Here is a 20,650-nt window from a genome sequence, read left to right as displayed (position 1 = left end):
GCACTAATGCGCATAGACGGCCCCTCACAACGTTCATACCCCATCAAACGCAAGCCGCGTAGTCAGCCTGCGATCGTTGATGGCACCTTCGAAGAAGTCGAAAACGACGCCGAAGTTGCCCAGCAGCCAGCGCACGGCGCTCGCTCAGGTGGTAGTGGGCAGGCCAACTCGACAGCCAACGTACCTGCTCGTCAGCAAGACATTATCTTTCCGCGCTCCATGAGTACCCGCGTAGCCAACGCTTTGGCCAGTTACCTCGCCACCGCCAGCTTCGTTGATTGGGATCTGGAAGTTTCCGGGCTTGATGTCCACGTTTGAACGATTCCCGCCTGCCATATTTTCTGGGATGTCCGTCATGGAGTGAGAACGCCTGGCGCGAATCACTGTATCCGGAAGACGCTCGCAGTAACGAATTTCTAGGCCTGTATTCACAGGTTTTCAACGCCGTCGAAGGCAACACTACTTTTTACGCCCGACCCGCGCCTGCTGCTGTTCAGCGCTGGGCTGAAGTGCTGCCTGATGATTTTCGCTTCACGGCCAAGTTTCCCGGTGACATCAGCCATGGCGGTGATCTGCGCCTACAGCTGCAAGCGGCTGAAACCTTCATTCAATTGCTGGCCCCGCTGGGCAAGCGTGTCGCACCTTTCTGGCTACAGCTTTCAGCCAGCTTCACGCCGCAACGCCTCGCCGAACTGATCACTTTCATTGATGAGCTGCAGTGCCCGCTGGCTGTCGAAGTGCGTAATAGAGCGTTCTTCGAAAGGGGTGATGAAGAGCGCTTGCTTAATCGTTTGTTGCTTGAGCGCGGCGTCGAGCGCATCTGTCTGGATTCCCGAGCGTTATTCAGCTGTGTGTCCAGCGATCCGGCGGTACTGCATGCTCAGTCGAAGAAACCTAAGGTGCCTGCTCGCCCTGCAGCACTGACCCAATTCCCGCAGGTGCGCTTCATTGGTCATCCCGTGCTGGAAGCCAATGACCCCTTTCTGATCCAGTGGGTGACCAAGGTCGCAGGCTGGATCGAGGAAGGCCGCACGCCTTATGTGTTCCTGCACACCCCGGATAACCTCGAAGCGCCACAGCTGGCCCGCCGTTTTCACAACCAGTTGATGGCACGCCTGCCGGGCTTGCCGCCGTTACCTGAATTGGACCGTACACCACCGGTGCAGCAACTGGGCTTGCTCTGAGGTCGATAACTGTGGCTTCAATAGCCGCATTGACGATCACAGGAGTCAGCAATGGATTCGCAACAACTTCTTCGCGCACAGACTTTCAAAGCGTTGCACGAGCGTGATCATGCATTTGTGATTCCCAATCCTTGGGACGCAGGGTCGGCCAAGCTGTTGGCGTCCATGGGCTTTGAGGCGCTGGCCACGACCAGCGCAGGCCTGGCATTCACCTTGGGGCGTGCCGATGCCGAAGGTGCGCTGAGCTTTGCCGAGTCGCTGGAAAACATCCGCGCTATCGTTGCCGCAACCGAGCTGCCTGTCGCTGCTGATCTCGAAAACTGTTTCGCCGACAGTCCGGAGGATTGTGCGGCCAACCTGTTGGCGGCCGCGCAGGCGGGCATTATTGGTGGCTCTATCGAAGATGCCACTGGCAAGACCGATCAGCCGATTTACGATTTCGAATTGTCCGTAGCGCGGGTCAGAGCGGCGGCGCTGGCTGCACGCAGCTTGCCGTTCCCGTTCATGCTCACCGCCCGAGCGGAAAACCTGCTCAACGGGCGAATGGACTTCGCTGACACCTTGAATCGGCTCCAGGCCTACGCTGACGCTGGAGCTGACATGCTCTACGCGCCCGGCCTGCGTACCCGGGAAGAAGTGATAGCGGTGGTGCGTGCTGTCGCCCCCAAGCCGGTCAACGTATTGATGGGGCTTGGCGGCGTCACGCTGACGGTTGCCGAGCTCAGTGACTGTGGCGTCAAGCGCATCAGCGTCGGCTCCTCGCTCGTCCGCGCAGCCTTCGGCGGTTTGTATCGTGCTGCTGAAGAAATCCGTACCCACGGGACTTTTAACTACGCTGAGCAGGCGCTGCCATTTGCTCAACTCAACGCGTTGTTCAAGGGCTGAGGGTGCGGGGTTCTACGCTGTTTCTGGTTTTCCTGCTGCTATGTGCCGGTGCGGTTGCTGCGGTATGGCGAGGCTGGATTGAGGTGCCTGCGCAGTGGAATCCCTGGGCACCACTGGATATCCAGGCTGAAACCAATTTCCTGACGTCCTACAAATTATCGCGGGTGAAGAGCGATCCACAGCTGTGTGATCAGGTGCTGGGATCGTCGAGCCTGCGTTTCAGCCATCAGGCCGATAGCCCTGCGTCAGCGGATTGCCCGCTCAGCGATGTGTTACGGGTCCAGGGCAGCGAGGTGGCGCTCAGCAGCAGTTTTCTCGCCAGTTGCCCGTTGGCGGTGGCCTACGCGCTATTTGAAGTGCACACCTTGCAGCCCGCCGCCCAGTCAGTATTCGGCCAGCGAGTGACGCGTATCGACCATCTAGGCAGTTTTGCCTGTCGCAACGTATATGGCAGAAGTAGCGGACGTTTGAGTCAGCATGCGAGCGCTAATGCGCTGGATATCGCAGGCTTCCGGCTGGCGGACGGGCAGCGGATCAATTTGTTGCGGGACTGGAAAGATGCGGGAGACAAGGGGCGGTTTCTGCGGGAGGTCCGCGACGGCGCCTGCAAGCAGTTCAATACCGTATTAGGGCCGGATTACAACGCAGCGCATCAAAACCATTTCCATCTGGATATGGGCGGGTGGCGGGTGTGTCGCTGAGGTAGATATTTTTGTAGGAGCTGCCGAGGCTGCGAAGGCGGCGTGTCATGGGAATCCATTCGCAGCCTTCGGCAGCTCCTGCAGATATCACCGAGTCAACGAAATCAAGCCGCCATGCGCAGGTTTTGCAGGATGATCGGGCGAGCCCAGCCCATGTCGTAGTTCAGTGCGCGCTGCTGCGCGACCATGGTGTCGTCATCCAGTGGCAGGGCGGGCTTGTCGGCCAAGTCCCATTCGAACTCGGCGATTGGCAAGTGCAGCGGACGTGGTTGAGGGCCGGGGCCAGGTATCACGCTATCATCGTAAGGATTGAGTACGTTCGGACGAACCCACTCGCTGTCGAACTCCAGGTTACGCTGCTGGGCGATCATCTCGCCGATGCTGAACGGTTCGTTCGGCGGAGGCAGCAGGTCGAGTTCGAATTCAGCGATAGGCAGAAACAGCGGCTTGGCAGGGATAAGCGGCTTGCCTTCAACCGGGCAGGCGCGCTGCTCGACGATCTTGCCCAGCGTGCGGGCACCGGCAACAGGCTCACCGGTGGCAACGTCGGTAGCAACACTGGCAGGGTCAACAGGTTCTGCAGGCGTGTCACGCAGTTGTTCAGCCATCGCACGGGCAAACGCATCCGACCAGATCTGGGTAACACCGCCCAGTGCCCGGCTGTTGCGCAGGGTAAAATCACCTGCGTGCGTTAGATAACCTATGGATGATTGCTGAATGTCTGACATATCGATCGTTACACGTCGTAGGTCTGGCAAAATGCCTGATACTTCTTTATCGGCAGATTTTGCCGATCATTAACACTTTTTGAGCGTGTGGACACAATGAGTGAGCAACAAGCGGGCAGTCGTATCCGGGTCGAGGCCCTTGATAGCCAGAGTCAGGAGCAGGCCGTGCAATGGGCGCAGCGTCTGGACCTGCTTTCAGGCGACGTTGATGCCGATTTTGCCCTCCAAGTGACTGACAATGGTCTGCAATTGCAGCAATTGGGTGATGACGCGCCGGGGCCGGTGCGGGTGGACTTCGTCGAGGGCGCAGTGGCCCATCGACGTTTGTTCGGTGGTGGCAGCGGGCAGATGATTGCCAAGGCCGTGGGTATCCAGCCGGGCGTTCGGCCTACGGTGCTGGATGCAACGGCGGGGCTGGGCAAGGATGCGTTTGTACTGGCCAGCCTTGGCTGCCAGATGAGCCTCATCGAACGCCAGCCAATCATTGCCGCACTGCTGGAAGATGGCTTGAGCCGCGGGCGACAGGATCGGGAAGTGGGTTCAATCATCAGCCAGATGCATTTGCTGACTGGCAACTCCATCGAGCTGATTCGTGGCTGGGAAGGCGAGCCACCGCAGGTAATCTATCTGGATCCGATGTTTCCGCACCGTGAAAAAACCGCGTTGGTGAAGAAAGAAATGCGTCTGTTTCGGCCACTGGTAGGCGACGACATGGATGCCCCGGCGCTGCTGGACGCGGCACTGGCATTGGCAACCCACCGCGTAGTGGTCAAACGCCCGCGCAAAGCCCCGTGCATCGAAGGTCCCAAGCCGAGCTACGCGCTGGATGGCAAATCCAGCCGGTATGACATCTATCCGAAGAAGGCGTTGAAGTCGGTGTGATTTCGACCATTTCTCTGGCACTACACAGGTCCCGCTGGATGTCTGCGGTCTCAGGCGCTCACCGGACCTGTGGGACCGAATTCATTCGGGAAGGCGGTATTCGTCACAACAAATTTGCAGTGGATGTACCGGCCCCTTCGCGAATGAATTCGCTCCCACAGGTTCACCTCGGTCCAATGGGCATCATCAGACCCCATAGGCCCGCATGAATAAGCCCACCACTTCCTGCACATGCGCTTCGGCGCTGGCCTCGTCTGGCCGCTCGCCGCAGCCGACCAGCAGGCGGAAGTTGCACACGCCTTTGATCAGGCTTAGAAAGTGTTCTGCTGCGGTTCTCGGAGAGTCGAACTTCAACTGTCCGCTTTGCTCAAGGCGGCTAAGCAATCGTTCGGTCTCCTGAAGAATCCGTTGTGGCCCGGCTTCAAAAAATATCTGCGACAGCTTTGGGTCCTGAGTGCCCAACGTCACCATCAGGCGATGCAGCTCAATGGATTCCGGGCTGTTGATCAAGACCTGAAACCCGCGCGCAACATTCAGCAGCAATGCCTTGGCAGGCAAGTCGCGATTGAGCTGAATGAACAACTCCGGCATCTGCTCTTCGCAGCGAGCCACGACGGCAGAGGTAAATAACGTCTCCTTGTCGTTGAAATGGCTATACACCGTGAGCTTGGAAACGCCAGCCTCTGCGGCGACGGCATCCATGCTGGTACTGGCGTAGCCATTGCGTACGAATAGCTCTTTCGCAGCATCGAGAATGGCTTGGCGCTTGGCCTGATCTTTCGGCCGGCCGGGTCCCGGATTGTTTTGGGAACCGCTGTGAGGACTGCTATGAGAGCCGCTTTGAGAATCGTCAGACATGTTCGTTTAATAATGTACTGGTGAGTTTGGTAATTTTTAATATACTCGCCAGTACAATTATTCCAAGCATCTTTTGCGAAGGGCTCCACCATGTTGCGCAAATGTCTGTGCCTCGTCCTGCCTCTGGGTCTGATGTCGTTGCTGTCTGGCTGTGGCCAGGAGGCAACCGCACCGATCACCATTCGTCCCGCCATGGTGATTCAGCCTTCACCTTCTGCTCAGGCGATGGACAGCTATCCCGGTGAAGTTCGCGCCCGTTTTGAACCCGATCTGGCCTTCCGGATTGGCGGCAAGGTCAGCAAGCGCCTGGTGGAAGAGGGGCAGCGGGTCAAAGCCAATCAGCCCTTGGCCGAACTGGACGCTCAGGATGTGCGCCTGCAACTGGACGCCACCCGTGCTCAAGTCGCTGCTGCCGAAGCCAATCTGCAACTGGTGCGCTCCGAGCGGGATCGCTACAAGACCCTGATGGATCGGCAGATGGTCAGCCGTTCGCAGTTTGACAATGCCGAAAACCTGTATCGCTCCGGCGAAGCCCGGCTCAAGCAGATCAAGGCCGAATTGACGGTCGCCGATAACCAGACCAGCTATGCCGTGCTGCGCGCGCCTCAGGATGGGGTGGTGGCCAAGCGTCTGGTGGAAGTGGGGCAGGTGGTCGCCGCAGGGCAAACGGTATTCACTCTGGCCGCTGATGGTGAGCGGGAAGTGCTGATCAGCCTGCCGGAACAGAATTTCGCCCGCTTCAAAACCGATCAGCCCGTCACCGTAGAGCTGTGGACCCAGCGTGAGCAGCGTTTTCCTGGTCGGATTCGTGAGCTTTCACCAGCCGCTGACCCGCGCTCGCGAACCTTCGCAGCACGCATTGCCTTTGCTGGCGGCAAGGTGCCTGCCGAGCTGGGTCAAAGTGCACGGGTGTTCATAGAGGCTGCGCAAGCCGTGCCACTGGCGGTTCCGCTCTCGGCCGTAACGTCTGAAAACGGCAGCCATTACGTGTGGCGGGTTGCTGCCGACAGCACGCTCAAGCGGGTTAACGTCCGGCTCGGGCCTTATGGCCAGGAATCGGTGCCGGTGCTGGAAGGCTTGGCGGCCAGTGACTGGATCGTTGCCGCTGGCGTGCACGTGCTGCATGAAGGCGAGCAGGTCCGTCCTGTGGATCGTGATAACCGTGCGGTCAAACTGGCTGCGAAGGAGTAAGCACGGATGCGATTCAATCTTTCCGAATGGGCGCTGCGCAATCGCCAGATCGTGCTGTACCTGATGATCGTTCTGGCTGTTGTTGGCGCGCTGTCCTACACCAAACTCGGTCAAAGCGAAGACCCGCCCTTTACCTTCAAGGCGATGGTCATCCGTACATTGTGGCCCGGCGCAAGTGCTGAAGAAGTCGCGCGGCAGGTCACGGATCGTATCGAAAAGAAACTCATGGAAACCGGCGAGTACGACCGCATCGTCTCGTTCTCACGGCCCGGCGAATCCCAAGTCACGTTTATTGCCCGTGATTCGATCTTTTCCTCTTACCTGCCGGAGCTTTTCTACCAGATCCGGAAAAAGGTCGGGGACATCCGTCAGAACTTGCCGCCGGGTGTGCAAGGGCCGTTTTTCAACGACGAATTCGGCACCACGTTTGGCAATATCTATGCGCTGACCGGCAAGGGCTTTGATTATGCCGTGCTCAAGGACTACGCCGACCGTATCCAGCTTCAACTGCAACGCATCAACGATGTCGGCAAGGTTGAACTGATTGGCTTGCAGGACGAGAAAATCTGGATCGAATTGTCCAACGTCAAGCTCGCAACACTGGGCTTGCCCATGCAAGCCGTGCAACAGGCCCTTGAAGCGCAGAATGCGGTCTCGGCCACCAGTTTTTTTGAAACACCCAGCGAGCGGGTTCAGTTACGCGTCAGCGGCCGCTTCCAGACCGTCGACGAGATTCGGGAATTTCCGATCCGCGTGGGTGATCGGACTTTGCGCATACGCGATCTGGCCGAAGTGCATCGCGGTTTCAATGATCCGCCTGCACCGCGCATGCGTTTCATGGGTGAGGAGGCCATTGGCTTGGCGGTGGCCATGAAGCCGGGTGGCGATATTTTGGTCCTTGGCAAAGCGCTGGAGGGCGAGTTCGCCCGACTGCAGAAAAACCTGCCCGCCGGGATGGAGCTGCGCAAAGTTTCTGATCAGCCTGCTGCGGTGAAAACCGGAGTCGGCGAATTCGTTCAGGTCCTGGCCGAAGCGCTGGCGATTGTGCTGCTGGTAAGTTTTTTCTCGCTGGGCATGCGCACCGGCATGGTGGTCGCGTTGGCGATTCCGCTGGTATTGGCCATGACCTTTGCCTGCATGTATTACCTGGGAATCGGCCTGCACAAGATTTCCCTTGGCGCGCTGGTATTGGCGTTGGGTCTGCTGGTGGATGACGCGATCATTGCCGTGGAAATGATGGCGATCAAGATGGAGCAGGGCTACGACCGGCTGCGAGCCGCGAGCTTTGCCTGGACCAGCACCGCCTTCCCCATGCTGACTGGCACCCTGATTACGGCTGCCGGGTTCTTGCCGATTGCCACTGCGCAGTCCAGCACGGGTGAATACACCCGCTCGATTTTTCAGGTAGTGACCATCGCGCTGTTGGCGTCCTGGGTCGCCGCCGTGGTCTTTGTGCCGTATCTGGGCGAGCGTCTGCTGCCTGATCTGGCGAAGATTCACGCTAAAAAGCATGGCACTGGACCCGGCGCAGTGGACCCTCACGGTACGCCGTTCTACCAACGGGTACGTGCGATGGTGGGCTGGTGCGTGCGCTGGCGCAAGACCGTGATTTTCGCCACGGTGGCGCTGTTCGTGCTGTCGGTGGTGATGTTCAAATTTGTCCCGCAGCAGTTCTTCCCGGCGTCCGGTCGGCTGGAACTGATGGTGGATTTGAAGCTGACGGAAGGCGCTTCGCTGAACAGCACCGCCGAGCAGGTCAAGCGTCTCGAACAGATGCTCAAGGATCATCCGGGTATCGACAATTACGTGTCCTATGTAGGCACAGGTTCGCCACGCTTCTATCTGCCGCTTGATCAGCAACTGCCCGCGACCAGCTTTGCGCAGTTCGTGGTGTTGGCGAAAACGATTGAGGACCGCGAGGCGTTACGGACCTGGCTGATCAGCAACCTCAACGAGCAATTCCCGACCTTGCGCTCACGGGTGACGCGGCTGGAAAACGGCCCGCCTGTAGGTTATCCGGTGCAGTTCCGGGTCAGTGGCGAGCATATCGAAGAGGTCCGCGCATTGGCTCGCAAGGTGGCAGCCAAGGTGCGGGAAAATCCTCACGTCGCCAATGTCCATCTGGACTGGGAAGAGCCGAGCAAAGTGGTGTTCCTCAATCTGGATCAGGATCGGGCGCGCGCACTGGGCGTAACCACTGCTGAACTGTCGAGGTTCCTGCAGCGCTCGTTGACCGGATCCAGCGTCAGTCAGTATCGCGAGGATGATGAGCTGATCGAGATCCTGTTGCGCGGTACACCTGACGAGCGTCAGCAGCTCGGGGCGTTGGCGAGCCTTGCGGTGCCGACTGAAAACGGCACCAGTGTTGCGTTATCGCAAGTGGCGACCCTTGAATACGGATTCGAAGAGGGGGTGATCTGGCACCGTAACCGTTTGCCCAACGTGACGATCCGCGCTGATATTTACGGCAAGGAACAACCGGCGACGCTGGTGCAGCAAATCCTCCCAACCCTGGCAGACGTGCGCAACGAGTTGCCGGATGGCTATCTGCTGGAGGTTGGGGGAACAGTAGAGGACGCGGCACGTGGGCAGAATTCGGTGAAGGCGGGCGTGCCGCTGTTCATCGTCGTGGTGCTGACGTTGCTGATGCTGCAACTGCGCAGCTTTTCACGGATGTTCATGGTGTTTCTGACCGCGCCGCTGGGGCTGATCGGGGTGACACTGTTCCTGCTGGTGTTCAATCAACCGTTCGGATTCGTTGCGATGCTGGGCACTATCGCCTTGTCGGGGATGATCATGCGCAACTCGGTGATCCTGGTAGACCAGATCGAGCAGGACATCGCCGGTGGACTTGATCAGTGGTCGGCGATTATCGAGGCAACCGTGCGGCGCTTCCGGCCTATCGTATTGACTGCTCTGGCGGCGGTGCTGGCGATGATTCCGCTGTCTCGCAGCGTCTTCTTCGGCCCGATGGCTGTGGCGATCATGGGCGGGTTGATCGTGGCGACAGCGCTGACGCTGCTGTTCTTGCCTGCGCTGTATGCCGCGTGGTTCAGGGTGAAGAAGGCGGATTAAAGCGGGTACATATCCGTGGGAGCGAATTCAATCGCGAAGGGGTCGTTACATTCTCAGCTTATGTATCGCCTGAAATATAGCCTTCCCGAATGAATTCGGTCCCACAGAGATAGTATTTCAAATCAAGTATTTGTTTGGCTTCCTACAACGCCCCAAACACCTTCTTCGCCAGACTCGTAGCCGCAGCTGCCGGGTTGGCGCGGATGCTTTCTTCCTGTTTGGCGATCATTTCAAACAGGCCATTGAGCGCCTGCTCGGTCACATATCCTTCGATATTTGAACTCTTGGCATCAAGCACACCCAGCGTCGCTGCCTGACCGGCAAAGGCGTTGTACTTCTGCGCCAGGCCAACCTTGTCGGTGGCTTGTTTGACGATGGGCAGGAATTTGGCTCTGATCTGCTCGCGACTGCTGCTGTTCAAGTACTGAGTTGCGGAATCCTTGCCACCGCTGAGAATGCCCTTGGCGTCAGCCACGCTCATTTTCTTCACGGCATCCACCAGCAACGCCTGAGCTTGCGGAACGGCGGCTTCGGCAGCCTGGTTCATGCTGGTTTCCAGCTGGTCAACCTGAGCGCCCATGCCGAATTGCTTCATCTTTTTGGCGACTTTGCCAAGATTGCCCGGCAGCTCGATGCGCACGTCCTGGTTATCGCTGAAGCCACCCGGTTTACCCAGTTGCTTTACGGCAATTTGCGCGCCCTGAGTCAGCGCGTCTTTCAGGCCGCCGGTGGCGTCCGATTGCGAGACGTCGTTCAGCGACAGGGCAAATACGCTGCCCGACAGCATCAGGCCCGCGCACAGGCTGGCAAACGTAAAGGGGAGATGAAGCATGAGAGCATCCTTTTCTTTGACTTGATTCGGAGACCGCGCCGGGTTGAACCCCGGCGCGGTGGTGCATAGAGCCTATCAGGAAGTCAGGCTGGCTGGCGGTGCTGAAATCGCCAGGATCAACGGCTTTCTTCGACGGGCTCCGGTTCGCTGGCATCTTCACTGCCGTGCAGCGCCACTTGGCGAATCGACAGGCGAATCTCAGCAGGCAGTACCCGCTTGGCAGCTCCCTCGGCCAGTTCGCCCAGCAGCGGGTGATAACTCAATTTGCCAGCCGGGTCCTTACGCAGTACCCCCAGGTCCAGCAGGGTCTGGATGAAGTGACGGAACAGGCTTTTGTCGAAGAATTCCGGGGCGTTCAGGCCGTGCAGGATCGATAGCCGCTGAGCCATCACCGTACACAGGTCTTCCAGTTCTTCTGCGCTGAGGGTTTTCTGTCCGCTGTTGAGCAGTAACGAAATTGCCATGTAAAACCGCTGCAGAGTCTGGGCAATGGCCCGCGACAACAGCGTCAACAACACAAACTCTCGGGAGCTCGGTGCGGGCCGCAGGTAAACGTTGTTCTCGAAGCGCAGCAGGCCTTGCTCGACAAACGCTTGCAGCCATTCATCGACCACTTCGTCCAGCTTGTTCAACGGCCAGCGGATGAACAGCTCCGACTGCAGGTACGGATACAGTGCACGGGTGTAGCGCAGGATCTGCTCGCGGCTCATGCGCGATGAACTCTGGAAGAAACTGGCCAGCAGTGAAGGCAGGGCGAAAATGTGCAGGACGTTGTTGCGGTAATACGTCATCAACACCGCATTCTGTTCGTCCAGGTACAAAATCTTGCCCAGTGCGTCCTTCTGTTCCGAGAGCAGGTCCATGCTTTTCACATGTTCAATCAACGCTCGACCGTCACCTTCCGGCAGGGTGGTATGCGGCGAATACGGTACACGCCGCAGCAGCGTCAGATACAGGTCGAGGACCCGTTCCATCGCCAGATCGTCCAGTGCCAGCTTCTGTGTGGACAGCAGCGCCAGCGCAACCAGATTCACCGGGTTGATCGCAGCGGCTTCGTTCAGATGCTGAGCCACACGTTCGCCCAGTCGATTAGTGGTTTCGTTGAGCCAGGCGGGTTTGAATTGCGGACCCAACTGCTGTTCACGCCAGTCCGGTTGTTCATCATCGAGGAATTCAGCCAGCTTGATCGGCTCTCCGAAGTTCACCGAAACCTGACCGAAGCGCTGCTTCAAGGCGCCAATGACCTTGAAGATATCGAAGATCGATTCTTTCTTTTTTGTCGCACCGCGCAGCTCGCCCAAATAGGTGCGGCCTTCCAGCACGCGCTCGTAACCGATGTACACCGGCACAAATACGATCGGCATCCGTGAGTTGCGCAGGAAGCTGCGCAGGGTAATCGCCAACATACCGGTCTTGGGTTGCAGCATGCGTCCGGTGCGCGAGCGTCCGCCTTCAACGAAGTACTCCACCGGGAAGCCTTTGGTGAACAGCGTGTGCAGATACTCGTTGAACACCGAGGTGTACAGGGGATTGCCCTTGAACGTGCGACGCATGAAAAATGCACCGCCACGACGCAGCAGGCTGCCAATGACCGGCATGTTCAGGTTGATACCCGCCGCGATGTGCGGGGGCGTCAGGCCGTTGCGAAACAGCAGATAAGAGAGCAGCAGGTAATCGATGTGGCTGCGATGGCAGGGCACGTAGATCACTTCATGACCCTGGGCAACGTCCTTCACGCCTTCGATATGACTGACCTTGATGCCGTCGTAAATCTTGTTCCAGAACCAACTCAGGATCACTTCCAGAAAACGGATCGCCGAATAGGTGTAATCCGAAGCGATTTCGTTACCGTAGCGCAGCGCCTGTTCCCGGGCCTTGGCTTCGGGGATTTTCTCCCGCTCGGCTTCTTCGAGAATGGCCTGTTTGACCAACGGCTCGTCGAGCAGGCCTTTGACCAGATTGCGTCGGTGCGACACGTCGGGGCCGATCACAGCGGTCTTCAAGTTACGGAAGTGCGTACGCAGCAAGCGCTGAGCCATGCGCAAGGTCAGTTCATAACCCTTGTTCTCGTTGACCAGATCGCGCATGTGAATCGGTGCAGAGAATTGCACCCGGGTCTTGCGGCCCAGGATCAGAATGCTCACAAAACGCCGCAGGCGGCCAGTGACCGCCCAACTGTCAGCAAACAGCAGCTTCCACGGGCTGGATTCGCGATCCGGCGACTGCCCCCAGAACACACTGACCGGAATGATTTGCGCATCTTCGGTGGCGTTCTGGCTGACAGCACTGACCAGCCGCTCCAGCGTCGGCGGCGCACCGCGTTTGTCCTGACGGCCAAGCCAGTCCGGAGACGGTGTGAGATAGAAAAACGCAGCCGGTTCAACCAGCTCGCCGACTGACACCGGCAGGATAGGACGCGGCAGGCCGGCCTTGCGGCATTCGGTGTCGATAACCGCCAGATCGCTCATGGAGGGCGATTGCAAGGCGTAAAACACCGGGCGACTGCGATCCAGATTGAGCGTGAACGAAGACTGATTGATGGTCTCGGAACGAACCCAGAGATACAACAAGCGACGCAAGGTGCCAAATACAAGGCGGCGGAACGGAGAACGGGTCATACGGCATCTGCGAAAAGGGGGCGGTGCCCGCGAGGACGCTAGTGTGCCGTATCTGGTGGGGTTGGGCAAAAATGCCGTTGCGCGACAAATCTGCAGGCCTTCACAAAGCCTGTGGGAGCGAATTCATTCGCGAAGGGGCCAGTCCAGCCGATGCATATTCATCGTCAGCAATACTGTATTCGCGAATGAATTCGCTCCCACATGAAACAGCGTTACGCCGTCTTCCAGGTAATCTCTTCTTCGCCATCCGCACTGATACGAATCCAGCGATCCGCCGTCTCTTCGCTTTCTTCCTCGACCCAGGTACCGGGTGCGCAGCGCACTTCAACGTTGAGGGCCGCGAAGGCCGCACGGGCGCAGGCGATATCGTCTTCCCACGGGGTGTCATCGCTGTCCAGATGCAGGCTGTTCCATTTGCCTACCGCCTTGGGCAGCCAGGTGACCGGCACGTTGCCCGCTTTGCACTTCCAGGTCTGGCCTTTCTGTACCCAGTCGGTGCATTGACCCAGTGCGGCGCTGAGCCACTCGGCAATGGCCTTGTGATCAACATCAGTGTCTTTCAGGTAAATCTCGATATCGGGTTGGCGCATGGATGCCTCGTGAGAAAGTGAAAAAATCCATTCGCGGATTCAGTCGGATGCCCGTTAGCGGGCATCTTCGTTGTTGGTTATTGCAGTACGAAATAATCGTAGCGCATGGAAACCGTCACCTCGAAAGGTTCGGCCTGTTCAATCACATTGGCGCGACGTTCAGCGCTGGCTCGCCAGCCGTGGGGCGTCATGGCCAGCAGGTTGGCGCGTGCCTGACCGTCAACGAGGCTGAGCTTGAAACGCAGGGTTTCACTGTGAGCCAGCGACATGCCTTCCGGCACCAATGCCAGATGTTTGTCATCGGCATAGTCACGCACTTCGTCGTAGAGCCGCTCGCGCAACTCCATCAGGTGTTCGCTGGTCGGGCCGACCCGCATTAAACCACCGCCCGGCGTCAGCAAGCGCTTGGCCTCGTTCCAGTCCAGCGGGCTGAACACACTGGCCAGAAACTGGCAGCTGGCATCCGGCAGCGGGACGCGAGCCATGCTGGCGATCAACCACGTCAGTTTCGGGTTACGACGACAGGCGCGCTTGACCGCCTCGCGGGAGATATCCAGCGCATAGCCATCGGCATCCGGCAGTGCCTCGGCTATTTGCGCGGTGTAGTAACCCTCGCCACAACCGATGTCCAGCCAGTGCGCCGGGGCACGTTCAGCGGCCAGTTCTGCCAGGCGCTTGGCCACGGGCGCGTAATGACCGGCATTGAGGAAATCCCGGCGCGCCTCGACCATGGCCTGATTGTCACCAGGGTCGCGGCTGTTCTTGTGCTGCACCGGCAACAGGTTCAGATATCCCTGACGCGCGCGGTCAAAACGGTGGTTGGCCGGGCAGGCCACACCATTGTCCACCGCAGTCAGCGGGGCAGAGCAGATCGGGCAGGTCAGCATCAGGCGAGCAACTTGACCAGGGTCTGGTAGTAGATCTCGGTCAATACATCGAGGTCGCTGGCCAGAATGCGTTCGTTGACCTGGTGAATCGTCGCGTTGACCGGGCCCAGCTCTACCACCTGCGTGCCCAATGTGGCGATGAAACGCCCGTCAGAGGTGCCGCCGCTGGTAGACGCTTTGGTCTCGCGCCCCGTGACCGCTTTGATGCTCGCCGAGACGGCATCGAGCAAATCGCCCGGCTCGGTGAGGAACGGCAGACCAGACAACGCCCAGTCCACATGCCAGTCCAGACCATGCTTGTCGAGAATGGCCGAGACCCGTTGTTGCAGGCCTTCGACGGTGGACTCGGTAGAGAAACGGAAGTTGAACACAGCTACCAGATCACCAGGAATCACGTTGGTCGCGCCGGTCCCGGAATTTAGGTTGGAAATCTGGAAACTGGTCGGCGGGAAGAAGTCATTACCTTCATCCCAATGCTCTGCGGCCAGTTCTGCCAACGCTGGAGCGGCCAAGTGAATCGGATTGCGCGCCAGATGCGGGTACGCCACATGGCCCTGTTTGCCGCGAACGGTCAGGGTTGCGCCAAGGGAGCCGCGACGACCGTTTTTGACTACATCGCCAACCAGCGTGGTGCTCGACGGCTCGCCCACGATGCACCAGTCCAGACGCTCGTTGCGCTCACGCAACCGTTCAACCACAGCCTTGGTGCCGTGATGCGCCGGACCTTCTTCGTCGCTGGTAATCAGGAAAGTGACTTTGCCTTTGTGGTTCGGATATTCACCCACAAAACGCTCAGCCGCCACCAGCATCGCTGCCAGGCTGCCTTTCATGTCTGCTGCACCACGTCCGCATAACATGCCGTCGGCATCGATCAGCGCGTCGAACGGGTCGTTTTGCCAAGCCTGTACCGGACCGGTCGGCACCACGTCGGTATGACCGGCAAAGCACAGCACCGGACCTTCGTTGCTGCCATGACTGGCCCAGAAGTTGTCCACGTCCTCGATACGCATTGGCTCAAGCGTGAAGCCTGCGTCACCCAGGCGTTGCATCATCACCGCCTGACAATCGGCATCAATGGGCGTGACCGAAGGACGACGAATCAGGTCGCAGGCGAGTTGCAGCGTAGGCGAAAGGTCGGCTGGGGCCGTCATGTACAAAACTCCGGTTGATAGCGCAGTGGACCTGTAGGAGCTGCCGCAGGCTGCGAATTGCGATGCGTCAGGCTTATCACCTTTGCAGCCTTCGGCAGCTCCTGCAGATCGTATAAGGGCGCGAAAAAGGCGCCTATCTTAAAGCAAAACGGGGATGGGAGGCCGCCGTTTAGTGATGTGCGGGCGTTTATCTCAACGTGACCGCTGTTTCTTCATTGAAGAGACTTTGTGCCGCACTCGAGATGTGCCCTACGGCTTAATGGGAAGAGACCTGCATATTTCGATGCTGTGTCCATGCACACTGGTTTGTCATTACAAACCACCGACATGCACTCAGCTTCGTCCCTGACGAGGAGCGCAAATGTGTGCAGCGCGCAAAGCATGGATCGCTATGAAAATACTATCGTTTTGGCTGGCCTGCATCGGAGGAGGAGTCACTCTTGACTATCTCGGTATTCCCCACGGTTTGCTGCTGGGCTCAATAGTGGTATCAGCGATTATTGTCAGTAAGTGGGGGGTTTCTCCGCACTTGAAGTTTGGCCTTGGTTAGGTGCAGATAGTCCTGGGTGTTGCCACCGGACTTATGTTTGATGCGTGGGACAGTCGAGTCGTCGGTGCTCTGCTTCCGAGTATCGCTTTCATGGTGCTCTGCCATATGGCCCAGATTGCCGTGGCTGGATTCTGGTTGAGCAGCGTTTCAAAGTGGAGCATCAAGGACTCTTTGCTTGCGGTGTATCCAGGTGCGCTCGCAGCGGTCTTTGATCTGATGGAGTCCGAGCGTGCGTCCAGCAAAGTGATGGTTGTACATCTAATTCGTCTTTTAGGAATTACCGTACTGGTTAGCGTATTCATGCCGGTTGATGCGCAAGTAGTCGCGACATCCAGTGAGTTAACAGGTCCGGGCATGTTTCTGGCGGTGTCATCGTTGATTGCCCTGTCTCTGCTGTCTGGACGCTTGCTATTCAGATTCGGTGTACCCGCACCATTCATGCTGACGGCGATTATCTGCACGGGTATCTACGTCAAGATGGGCTACCTGGGTGGTTTCCAAGTACCGCGATGGAGCGTGCTGTTGGCTACATTGGTTCTCGGTGTGTTGATCGGAACCAAATTCCGGGACGTTACGTGGGTAGAACTTGTTCGGCACGGAAGATCAGGCCTCGTCTCAGTGATCTTGATGTTGTCGATTGCAGGCGGTTTTGCTTTGTTGGCTGGGAGGGTTCTAGACGAAGATCCATTTACCCTTTGGCTGGCCTATATGCCAGGCGCAATTGAGACCATCGCAATTGTCGCATTCAGCAGCGGGCTGAATGTTGTATTCATCCTTTCCCATCACTTGGTGCGAATGGTCCTCCTGCACTTCGCGCCAGCGTTGATCATTCGGCTACGTCGCTAGGCGGCAATCATCAACCTGCCCCCTCAGTACATTTTCTGACCAATCACCCACCTTCAGGATGCCCTATCTCACCCAAAGCCCTATAATGCGCGCCGGTTTTTGGGGTATTGGTCATGAGTTCAGAAGATCCGCGTTTTGCAGGTATCGCCCGTTTGTACGGCATCGAAGGTCTGGAGCGGCTGCGTGCTGCCCACGTTGCTGTGGTCGGTATCGGCGGTGTCGGTTCCTGGGCGGCTGAGGCCATGGCGCGTTCAGGGGTGGGTGAGATTTCCCTGTTTGATCTGGATGACGTCTGCGTCAGCAACAGCAATCGTCAGTTGCACGCGCTGGACAGCACCGTGGGTCGGCCCAAGGTCGAGGTGATGGCTGAGCGTCTGCGGGCGATCAATCCGGATTGCGTTGTGCACGCGGTGGCTGATTTCGTGACCCGCGACACCATGGCCGAGTACATCACGCCGGATCTGGATTGCGTGCTGGACTGCATCGACGCGGTCAACGCCAAGGCGGCGCTGATTGCCTGGTGCAAGCGGCGCAAGATCCAGATCATCACCACCGGCGGTGCAGGTGGGCAGATTGATCCGACGCTTATCCAGGTCTGCGATTTGAACCGTACCTTCAACGATCCACTGGCTTCAAAAGTACGCTCGACCCTGCGCCGCGATTATGGCTTCTCGCGGACCATGAACCGTCATTACAGCGTGCCGTGCGTGTTTTCCACTGAGCAACTGCGCTATCCCAAACCGGACGGCAGTATCTGCCTGCAGAAGAGTTTTGTCGGGGATGGGGTCAAGCTGGATTGCGCCGGTGGTTTCGGCGCGGTGATGATGGTGACAGCGACCTTCGGTATGGTCGCGGCCACCAAAGCGGTGGACAAGATCGTTGCAGGCGTGCGCCGCCCATCGGAGCGCGCCAAGCCGGTGTCGGTACCGCCGCCTCAGCCCGCCGCTTCCGCCAGCTGACGCATCTTCTGTAGCACCGCATTCAGGCCGTTGCTGCGTGAAGGCGAGAGTTGACGGCTCAACCCCAATTGGGTGAACCAGTCCGGCAAATCCACTTGCTGGAGCTCCGCTGCCGACAAACCGTTGACCCGGGCCAGCAACAGCGCCACCAGACCACGAATCATCCGAGCATCGCTGGCCGCGCGAAACTGCCAATGGCCTTGGGTCATATCGCCTAGTAGCCAGACCTTGCTTTCACAGCCATGAACCAGATGCTCTTCGGACTTTTCATGATCAGCCAGAGCGGGCAATCGCTCACCCCATTGCATGAGCAGTCGCGCGCGCTGCTCCCAGCCCTGAGGTTGAGCGAAGGTGTCCAGTGCCGTTTGTGCGTCGACGGGCAGGCTCATCGCAGCAACTCCAGCGCCTGATCCAGTGCGTTGAAGAAGTGCTGCAAGTCGCTTGAATCGTTATACAGCGCAAGAGACACCCGAATCGCACCCGACAGACCAAGGCTTTTCAGCAGCGGCATGGCGCAGTGATGACCCGCACGCACTGCGATGCCTTGTTCAGTGAGCAGGTGCGCGAGGTCGGCGTTGTGCACGCCTTCCACTGTAAAGCTGACCAGCGCCAGTTGCGGTTCGCCCAGTACCTGAACCCCGTCGCGCTGACGCAAGCCTTCAAGCAGCATGGCGTGCAGGCCTGCCTCATGCTCCAGCACTGCGCGGTGATCGAGGCTCTTCAAGTAATCCAGTGTCGCGCCAAGGCCGATCACACCGGCAATCGGTGGTGTTCCGGCTTCGAAGCCCAGTGGTGCCGGGCGGAACTTCGCGTGTTCGTAATCGGTGGTCAGCACCATCTCGCCGCCAAACTGCCAATGTTGCAGGCGCGGCAGCACGTCATTGCGGCCATACAAAACGCCGACGCCTTCAGGGCCGTAGAGCTTGTGGCTGGAAAACACGTAGAAGTCACAGCCCAGTGCTTGCACGTCATGTCGCCCGTGGACCACGCCCTGAGCGCCATCGACAACAGTCAGTGCGCCTTGGGCTTTGGCCAATGCGAGTAATTCCGACAGTGGCTGCCAGGCGCCCAGCACGTTGGACAATTGGCTCACGGCAAGCAGCCGTGTGCGGCCGCCGATCAGTTGCGCAGCAGCGCTCAGGTCGATCAGCCCTTGCTCATTGAGCGGCAGAATGACCAGCTTCAGACCACGACGTTGAGCAAGTTGCTGCCAGGGCAGCAGATTGGCGTGATGTTCCAGCGCGCTGATTGCGATTTCATCACCGGCCACGAACTCATGCTCAAGGCCGTAGGCCAGCAGGTTGAGTGCGGAGGTGGCGCCGTGGGTAAAAATAATCTGACCCAACTCGCCGGCATTGAGCCAGTGAGCAACCTTGTTGCGGCTGTCCTCGAACGCCTGAGTCGCATGAGCGCCGGGCAAATGCTGGGCGCGATGCACATTAGCTGCGCCATTGGCGTAGTAATGGCTCAGGGCGTCGAGCAGGGCTTGAGGTTTCTGGGTGGTCGCGGCGTTGTCCAGATAGGTCTGGCCTTGCCGTTGCAGGGCGTCGATGGCTGGAAAGTCAGCGCGCCAAGGGGAAAAGAGGGGCATTTGCTTTGACTCGGTGAGTCAGGCCCGATCATGCGATCGGGCCTGATGCAGCATCGATCAGTTGTGAGCGTGCAGCGCTTCGTTCAGCTCGATGGCCGACTTGTGGGTTTTGCATTCCACAGCGCCGGTTTCCGAGTTGCGGCGGAACAGCAGGTCAGGCTGACCGGCCAGATCACGTGCTTTGACGATTTTGACCAGCTTGTTCTGGTCGTCGAGCAGCGCAACCTTGGTGCCAGCCGTCACGTACAAACCCGACTCCACGGTGTTGCGATCGCCCAACGGGATACCGATACCGGCGTTGGCGCCGATCAGGCAGCCTTCGCCGACTTTGATGACGATGTTGCCGCCACCGGACAAGGTGCCCATGGTGGAGCAACCGCCGCCCAGGTCAGAACCCTTACCGACGAATACGCCAGCCGAAACACGGCCTTCGATCATGCCCGGGCCTTCGGTGCCTGCGTTGAAGTTGACGAAACCTTCGTGCATCACGGTAGTGCCTTCACCGATGTAAGCGCCCAGACGGATACGCGCGCTGTCAGCGATACGCACGCCGGTCGGTACGACGTAATCGGTCATTTTCGGGAACTTGTCGACGGAGAACACTTCCAGCAGCTCGCCCTTGAGGCGTGCTTCCAGTTGGCGCGGGGCCAGTTCGTTCAGGTCGATGGCGCCCTGGCTGGTCCATGCAACGTTGGGCAGCAGAGGGAAGATCCTGGCCAGGCTCAGGCCGTGCGGCTTGACCAGACGGTGGGAGAGCAGGTGCAGCTTGAGGTAGGCCTCAGGCGTGGACGTCAGCGCTGCATCTTCGGCGAGCAGGGTCGCAACCAGCGGCTTGTGACTTTCGGCCAGACGGGTCAGCAATGCAGCCTGACCAGCATCAACGGACTTGAGGGCTTCAGCCAGCTTCGACGCCTGATCGGTGTTGAAGGTAATGGCCTGGTTGCCACCGGTGTAACCCAGTACTGGTGTAACCGCTGCGATCAATTCAGCAGACGGGTTGATCAGTGGCTGTGCGTAGAAAACTTCCAGCCATGCGCCTTGACGGTTTTGAGTGCCGACACCGAAGGCGAGGCTGAACAGGGAAGTGGACATGCAAATACCTCTTACGAATTTAAAGGGCTA

The 20,650-nt window shown here is 58.6% G+C and carries 19 protein-coding genes; 9 read left to right on the top strand and 10 right to left on the bottom strand.

Annotated features, from left to right (window positions below; genetic code table 11):
• Nucleotides 1–6 precede the first annotated feature (6 nt).
• Genes EE949_RS16405 through EE949_RS16390 form a run of 4 tightly spaced genes read left to right on the top strand, consistent with a single transcriptional unit; the run spans nucleotide 7 to nucleotide 2,770 of the window.
• Nucleotides 7–318 (top strand): hypothetical protein, encoded by a 312-nt coding sequence (locus tag EE949_RS16405; RefSeq protein WP_122665234.1) that lies wholly within the window; start codon nucleotides 7–9, stop codon nucleotides 316–318.
• On the top strand, nucleotides 315–1,184 hold the full coding sequence (locus EE949_RS16400; protein WP_122665233.1) for a DUF72 domain-containing protein: 870 nt from the start codon (nucleotides 315–317) through the stop codon (nucleotides 1,182–1,184). Before EE949_RS16405 ends, EE949_RS16400 begins: the two co-directional genes overlap by 4 nt.
• 51 nt (nucleotides 1,185–1,235) lie before the next feature.
• Nucleotides 1,236–2,069, top strand: coding sequence for an isocitrate lyase/PEP mutase family protein (locus tag EE949_RS16395; protein WP_122665232.1), 834 nt, complete (start codon nucleotides 1,236–1,238; stop codon nucleotides 2,067–2,069).
• Nucleotides 2,070–2,071: 2 nt separating this feature from the next.
• Nucleotides 2,072–2,770, top strand: coding sequence for an extensin family protein (locus tag EE949_RS16390; RefSeq protein WP_162874439.1), 699 nt, complete (start codon nucleotides 2,072–2,074; stop codon nucleotides 2,768–2,770).
• A 104-nt stretch (nucleotides 2,771–2,874) separates the two neighbouring features.
• Here EE949_RS16390 and EE949_RS16385 read toward each other — a convergent pair whose 3' ends face one another.
• Nucleotides 2,875–3,498 (bottom strand): energy transducer TonB, encoded by a 624-nt coding sequence (locus EE949_RS16385; protein WP_122665231.1) that lies wholly within the window; start codon nucleotides 3,496–3,498, stop codon nucleotides 2,875–2,877.
• A 96-nt stretch (nucleotides 3,499–3,594) separates the two neighbouring features.
• Here EE949_RS16385 and EE949_RS16380 point away from each other — a divergent pair, with 96 nt between their 5' ends.
• Entirely contained in the window at nucleotides 3,595–4,380 is a 786-nt protein-coding gene (locus EE949_RS16380) for a class I SAM-dependent methyltransferase (RefSeq protein WP_122665230.1), read from the top strand.
• A gap of 186 nt (nucleotides 4,381–4,566) precedes the next feature.
• Here the strand turns inward: EE949_RS16380 and EE949_RS16375 are convergent, their stop codons facing one another.
• Nucleotides 4,567–5,238, bottom strand: a complete 672-nt coding sequence (locus tag EE949_RS16375; RefSeq protein WP_122665229.1) for a TetR/AcrR family transcriptional regulator — start codon at nucleotides 5,236–5,238, stop codon at nucleotides 4,567–4,569.
• A gap of 90 nt (nucleotides 5,239–5,328) precedes the next feature.
• Here EE949_RS16375 and EE949_RS16370 point away from each other — a divergent pair, with 90 nt between their 5' ends.
• Together EE949_RS16370 and EE949_RS16365 are read left to right on the top strand one after the other, a co-directional pair.
• The gene (locus tag EE949_RS16370) at nucleotides 5,329–6,429 is read left to right on the top strand and encodes an efflux RND transporter periplasmic adaptor subunit (RefSeq protein WP_122665228.1); all 1,101 of its coding nucleotides are present in this window, start codon (nucleotides 5,329–5,331) and stop codon (nucleotides 6,427–6,429) included.
• Between the two features lie 6 nt (nucleotides 6,430–6,435).
• A complete protein-coding gene (locus tag EE949_RS16365) occupies nucleotides 6,436–9,504 on the top strand; it encodes an efflux RND transporter permease subunit (protein WP_122665227.1) in 3,069 nt (1,022 codons plus the stop codon).
• A gap of 142 nt (nucleotides 9,505–9,646) precedes the next feature.
• On the opposite strand, the gene EE949_RS16360 is transcribed toward EE949_RS16365, so the two are convergent.
• From EE949_RS16360 to dapE, 5 genes are all read right to left on the bottom strand, one after another.
• A complete protein-coding gene (locus tag EE949_RS16360; RefSeq protein WP_122665226.1) occupies nucleotides 9,647–10,336 on the bottom strand; it encodes a DUF4197 domain-containing protein in 690 nt (229 codons plus the stop codon).
• 116 nt (nucleotides 10,337–10,452) lie between these two features.
• The gene (gene plsB, locus EE949_RS16355) at nucleotides 10,453–12,954 is read right to left on the bottom strand and encodes a glycerol-3-phosphate 1-O-acyltransferase PlsB (protein ID WP_122665225.1); all 2,502 of its coding nucleotides are present in this window, start codon (nucleotides 12,952–12,954) and stop codon (nucleotides 10,453–10,455) included.
• A 212-nt stretch (nucleotides 12,955–13,166) separates the two neighbouring features.
• A complete protein-coding gene (locus EE949_RS16350; RefSeq protein WP_122665224.1) occupies nucleotides 13,167–13,544 on the bottom strand; it encodes a hypothetical protein in 378 nt (125 codons plus the stop codon).
• Between the two features lie 77 nt (nucleotides 13,545–13,621).
• On the bottom strand, nucleotides 13,622–14,431 hold the full coding sequence (locus EE949_RS16345) for a putative RNA methyltransferase (RefSeq protein ID WP_122665223.1): 810 nt from the start codon (nucleotides 14,429–14,431) through the stop codon (nucleotides 13,622–13,624).
• Nucleotides 14,431–15,582, bottom strand: a complete 1,152-nt coding sequence (dapE, locus tag EE949_RS16340) for a succinyl-diaminopimelate desuccinylase (protein WP_122665222.1) — start codon at nucleotides 15,580–15,582, stop codon at nucleotides 14,431–14,433. The genes EE949_RS16345 and dapE overlap by 1 nt, the downstream gene beginning before the upstream one ends.
• Nucleotides 15,583–16,132: 550 nt before the next feature.
• Here dapE and EE949_RS16335 point away from each other — a divergent pair.
• A complete protein-coding gene (locus EE949_RS16335; protein ID WP_346010040.1) occupies nucleotides 16,133–16,978 on the top strand; it encodes an AbrB family transcriptional regulator in 846 nt (281 codons plus the stop codon).
• A gap of 113 nt (nucleotides 16,979–17,091) precedes the next feature.
• A complete protein-coding gene (gene tcdA / locus EE949_RS16330; protein WP_122665221.1) occupies nucleotides 17,092–17,937 on the top strand; it encodes a tRNA cyclic N6-threonylcarbamoyladenosine(37) synthase TcdA in 846 nt (281 codons plus the stop codon).
• Here the strand turns inward: tcdA and EE949_RS16325 are convergent.
• From EE949_RS16325 to dapD, 3 genes are read right to left on the bottom strand one after another with little or no spacing between them, the layout of a single operon-like run.
• Nucleotides 17,913–18,326: a SufE family protein gene (locus EE949_RS16325; protein ID WP_122665220.1), complete on the bottom strand. Its 414-nt coding sequence runs from the start codon at nucleotides 18,324–18,326 to the stop codon at nucleotides 17,913–17,915. The genes tcdA and EE949_RS16325 overlap by 25 nt on opposite strands.
• The gene (locus EE949_RS16320; protein ID WP_122665219.1) at nucleotides 18,323–19,528 is read right to left on the bottom strand and encodes an aminotransferase class V-fold PLP-dependent enzyme; all 1,206 of its coding nucleotides are present in this window, start codon (nucleotides 19,526–19,528) and stop codon (nucleotides 18,323–18,325) included. Before EE949_RS16320 ends, EE949_RS16325 begins: the two co-directional genes overlap by 4 nt.
• Nucleotides 19,529–19,585: 57 nt before the next feature.
• Nucleotides 19,586–20,620 (bottom strand): 2,3,4,5-tetrahydropyridine-2,6-dicarboxylate N-succinyltransferase, encoded by a 1,035-nt coding sequence (gene dapD / locus EE949_RS16315; protein WP_122665218.1) that lies wholly within the window; start codon nucleotides 20,618–20,620, stop codon nucleotides 19,586–19,588.
• Between the last annotated feature and the right edge of the window lie 30 nt (nucleotides 20,621–20,650).

This window comes from Pseudomonas viridiflava (assembly GCF_900602065.1).
Classification (GTDB): Bacteria; Pseudomonadota; Gammaproteobacteria; order Pseudomonadales; family Pseudomonadaceae; genus Aquipseudomonas.
Note: the sequence above shows the minus strand (reverse complement) of the source record. Positions and strands in the feature narration are given on the sequence as shown.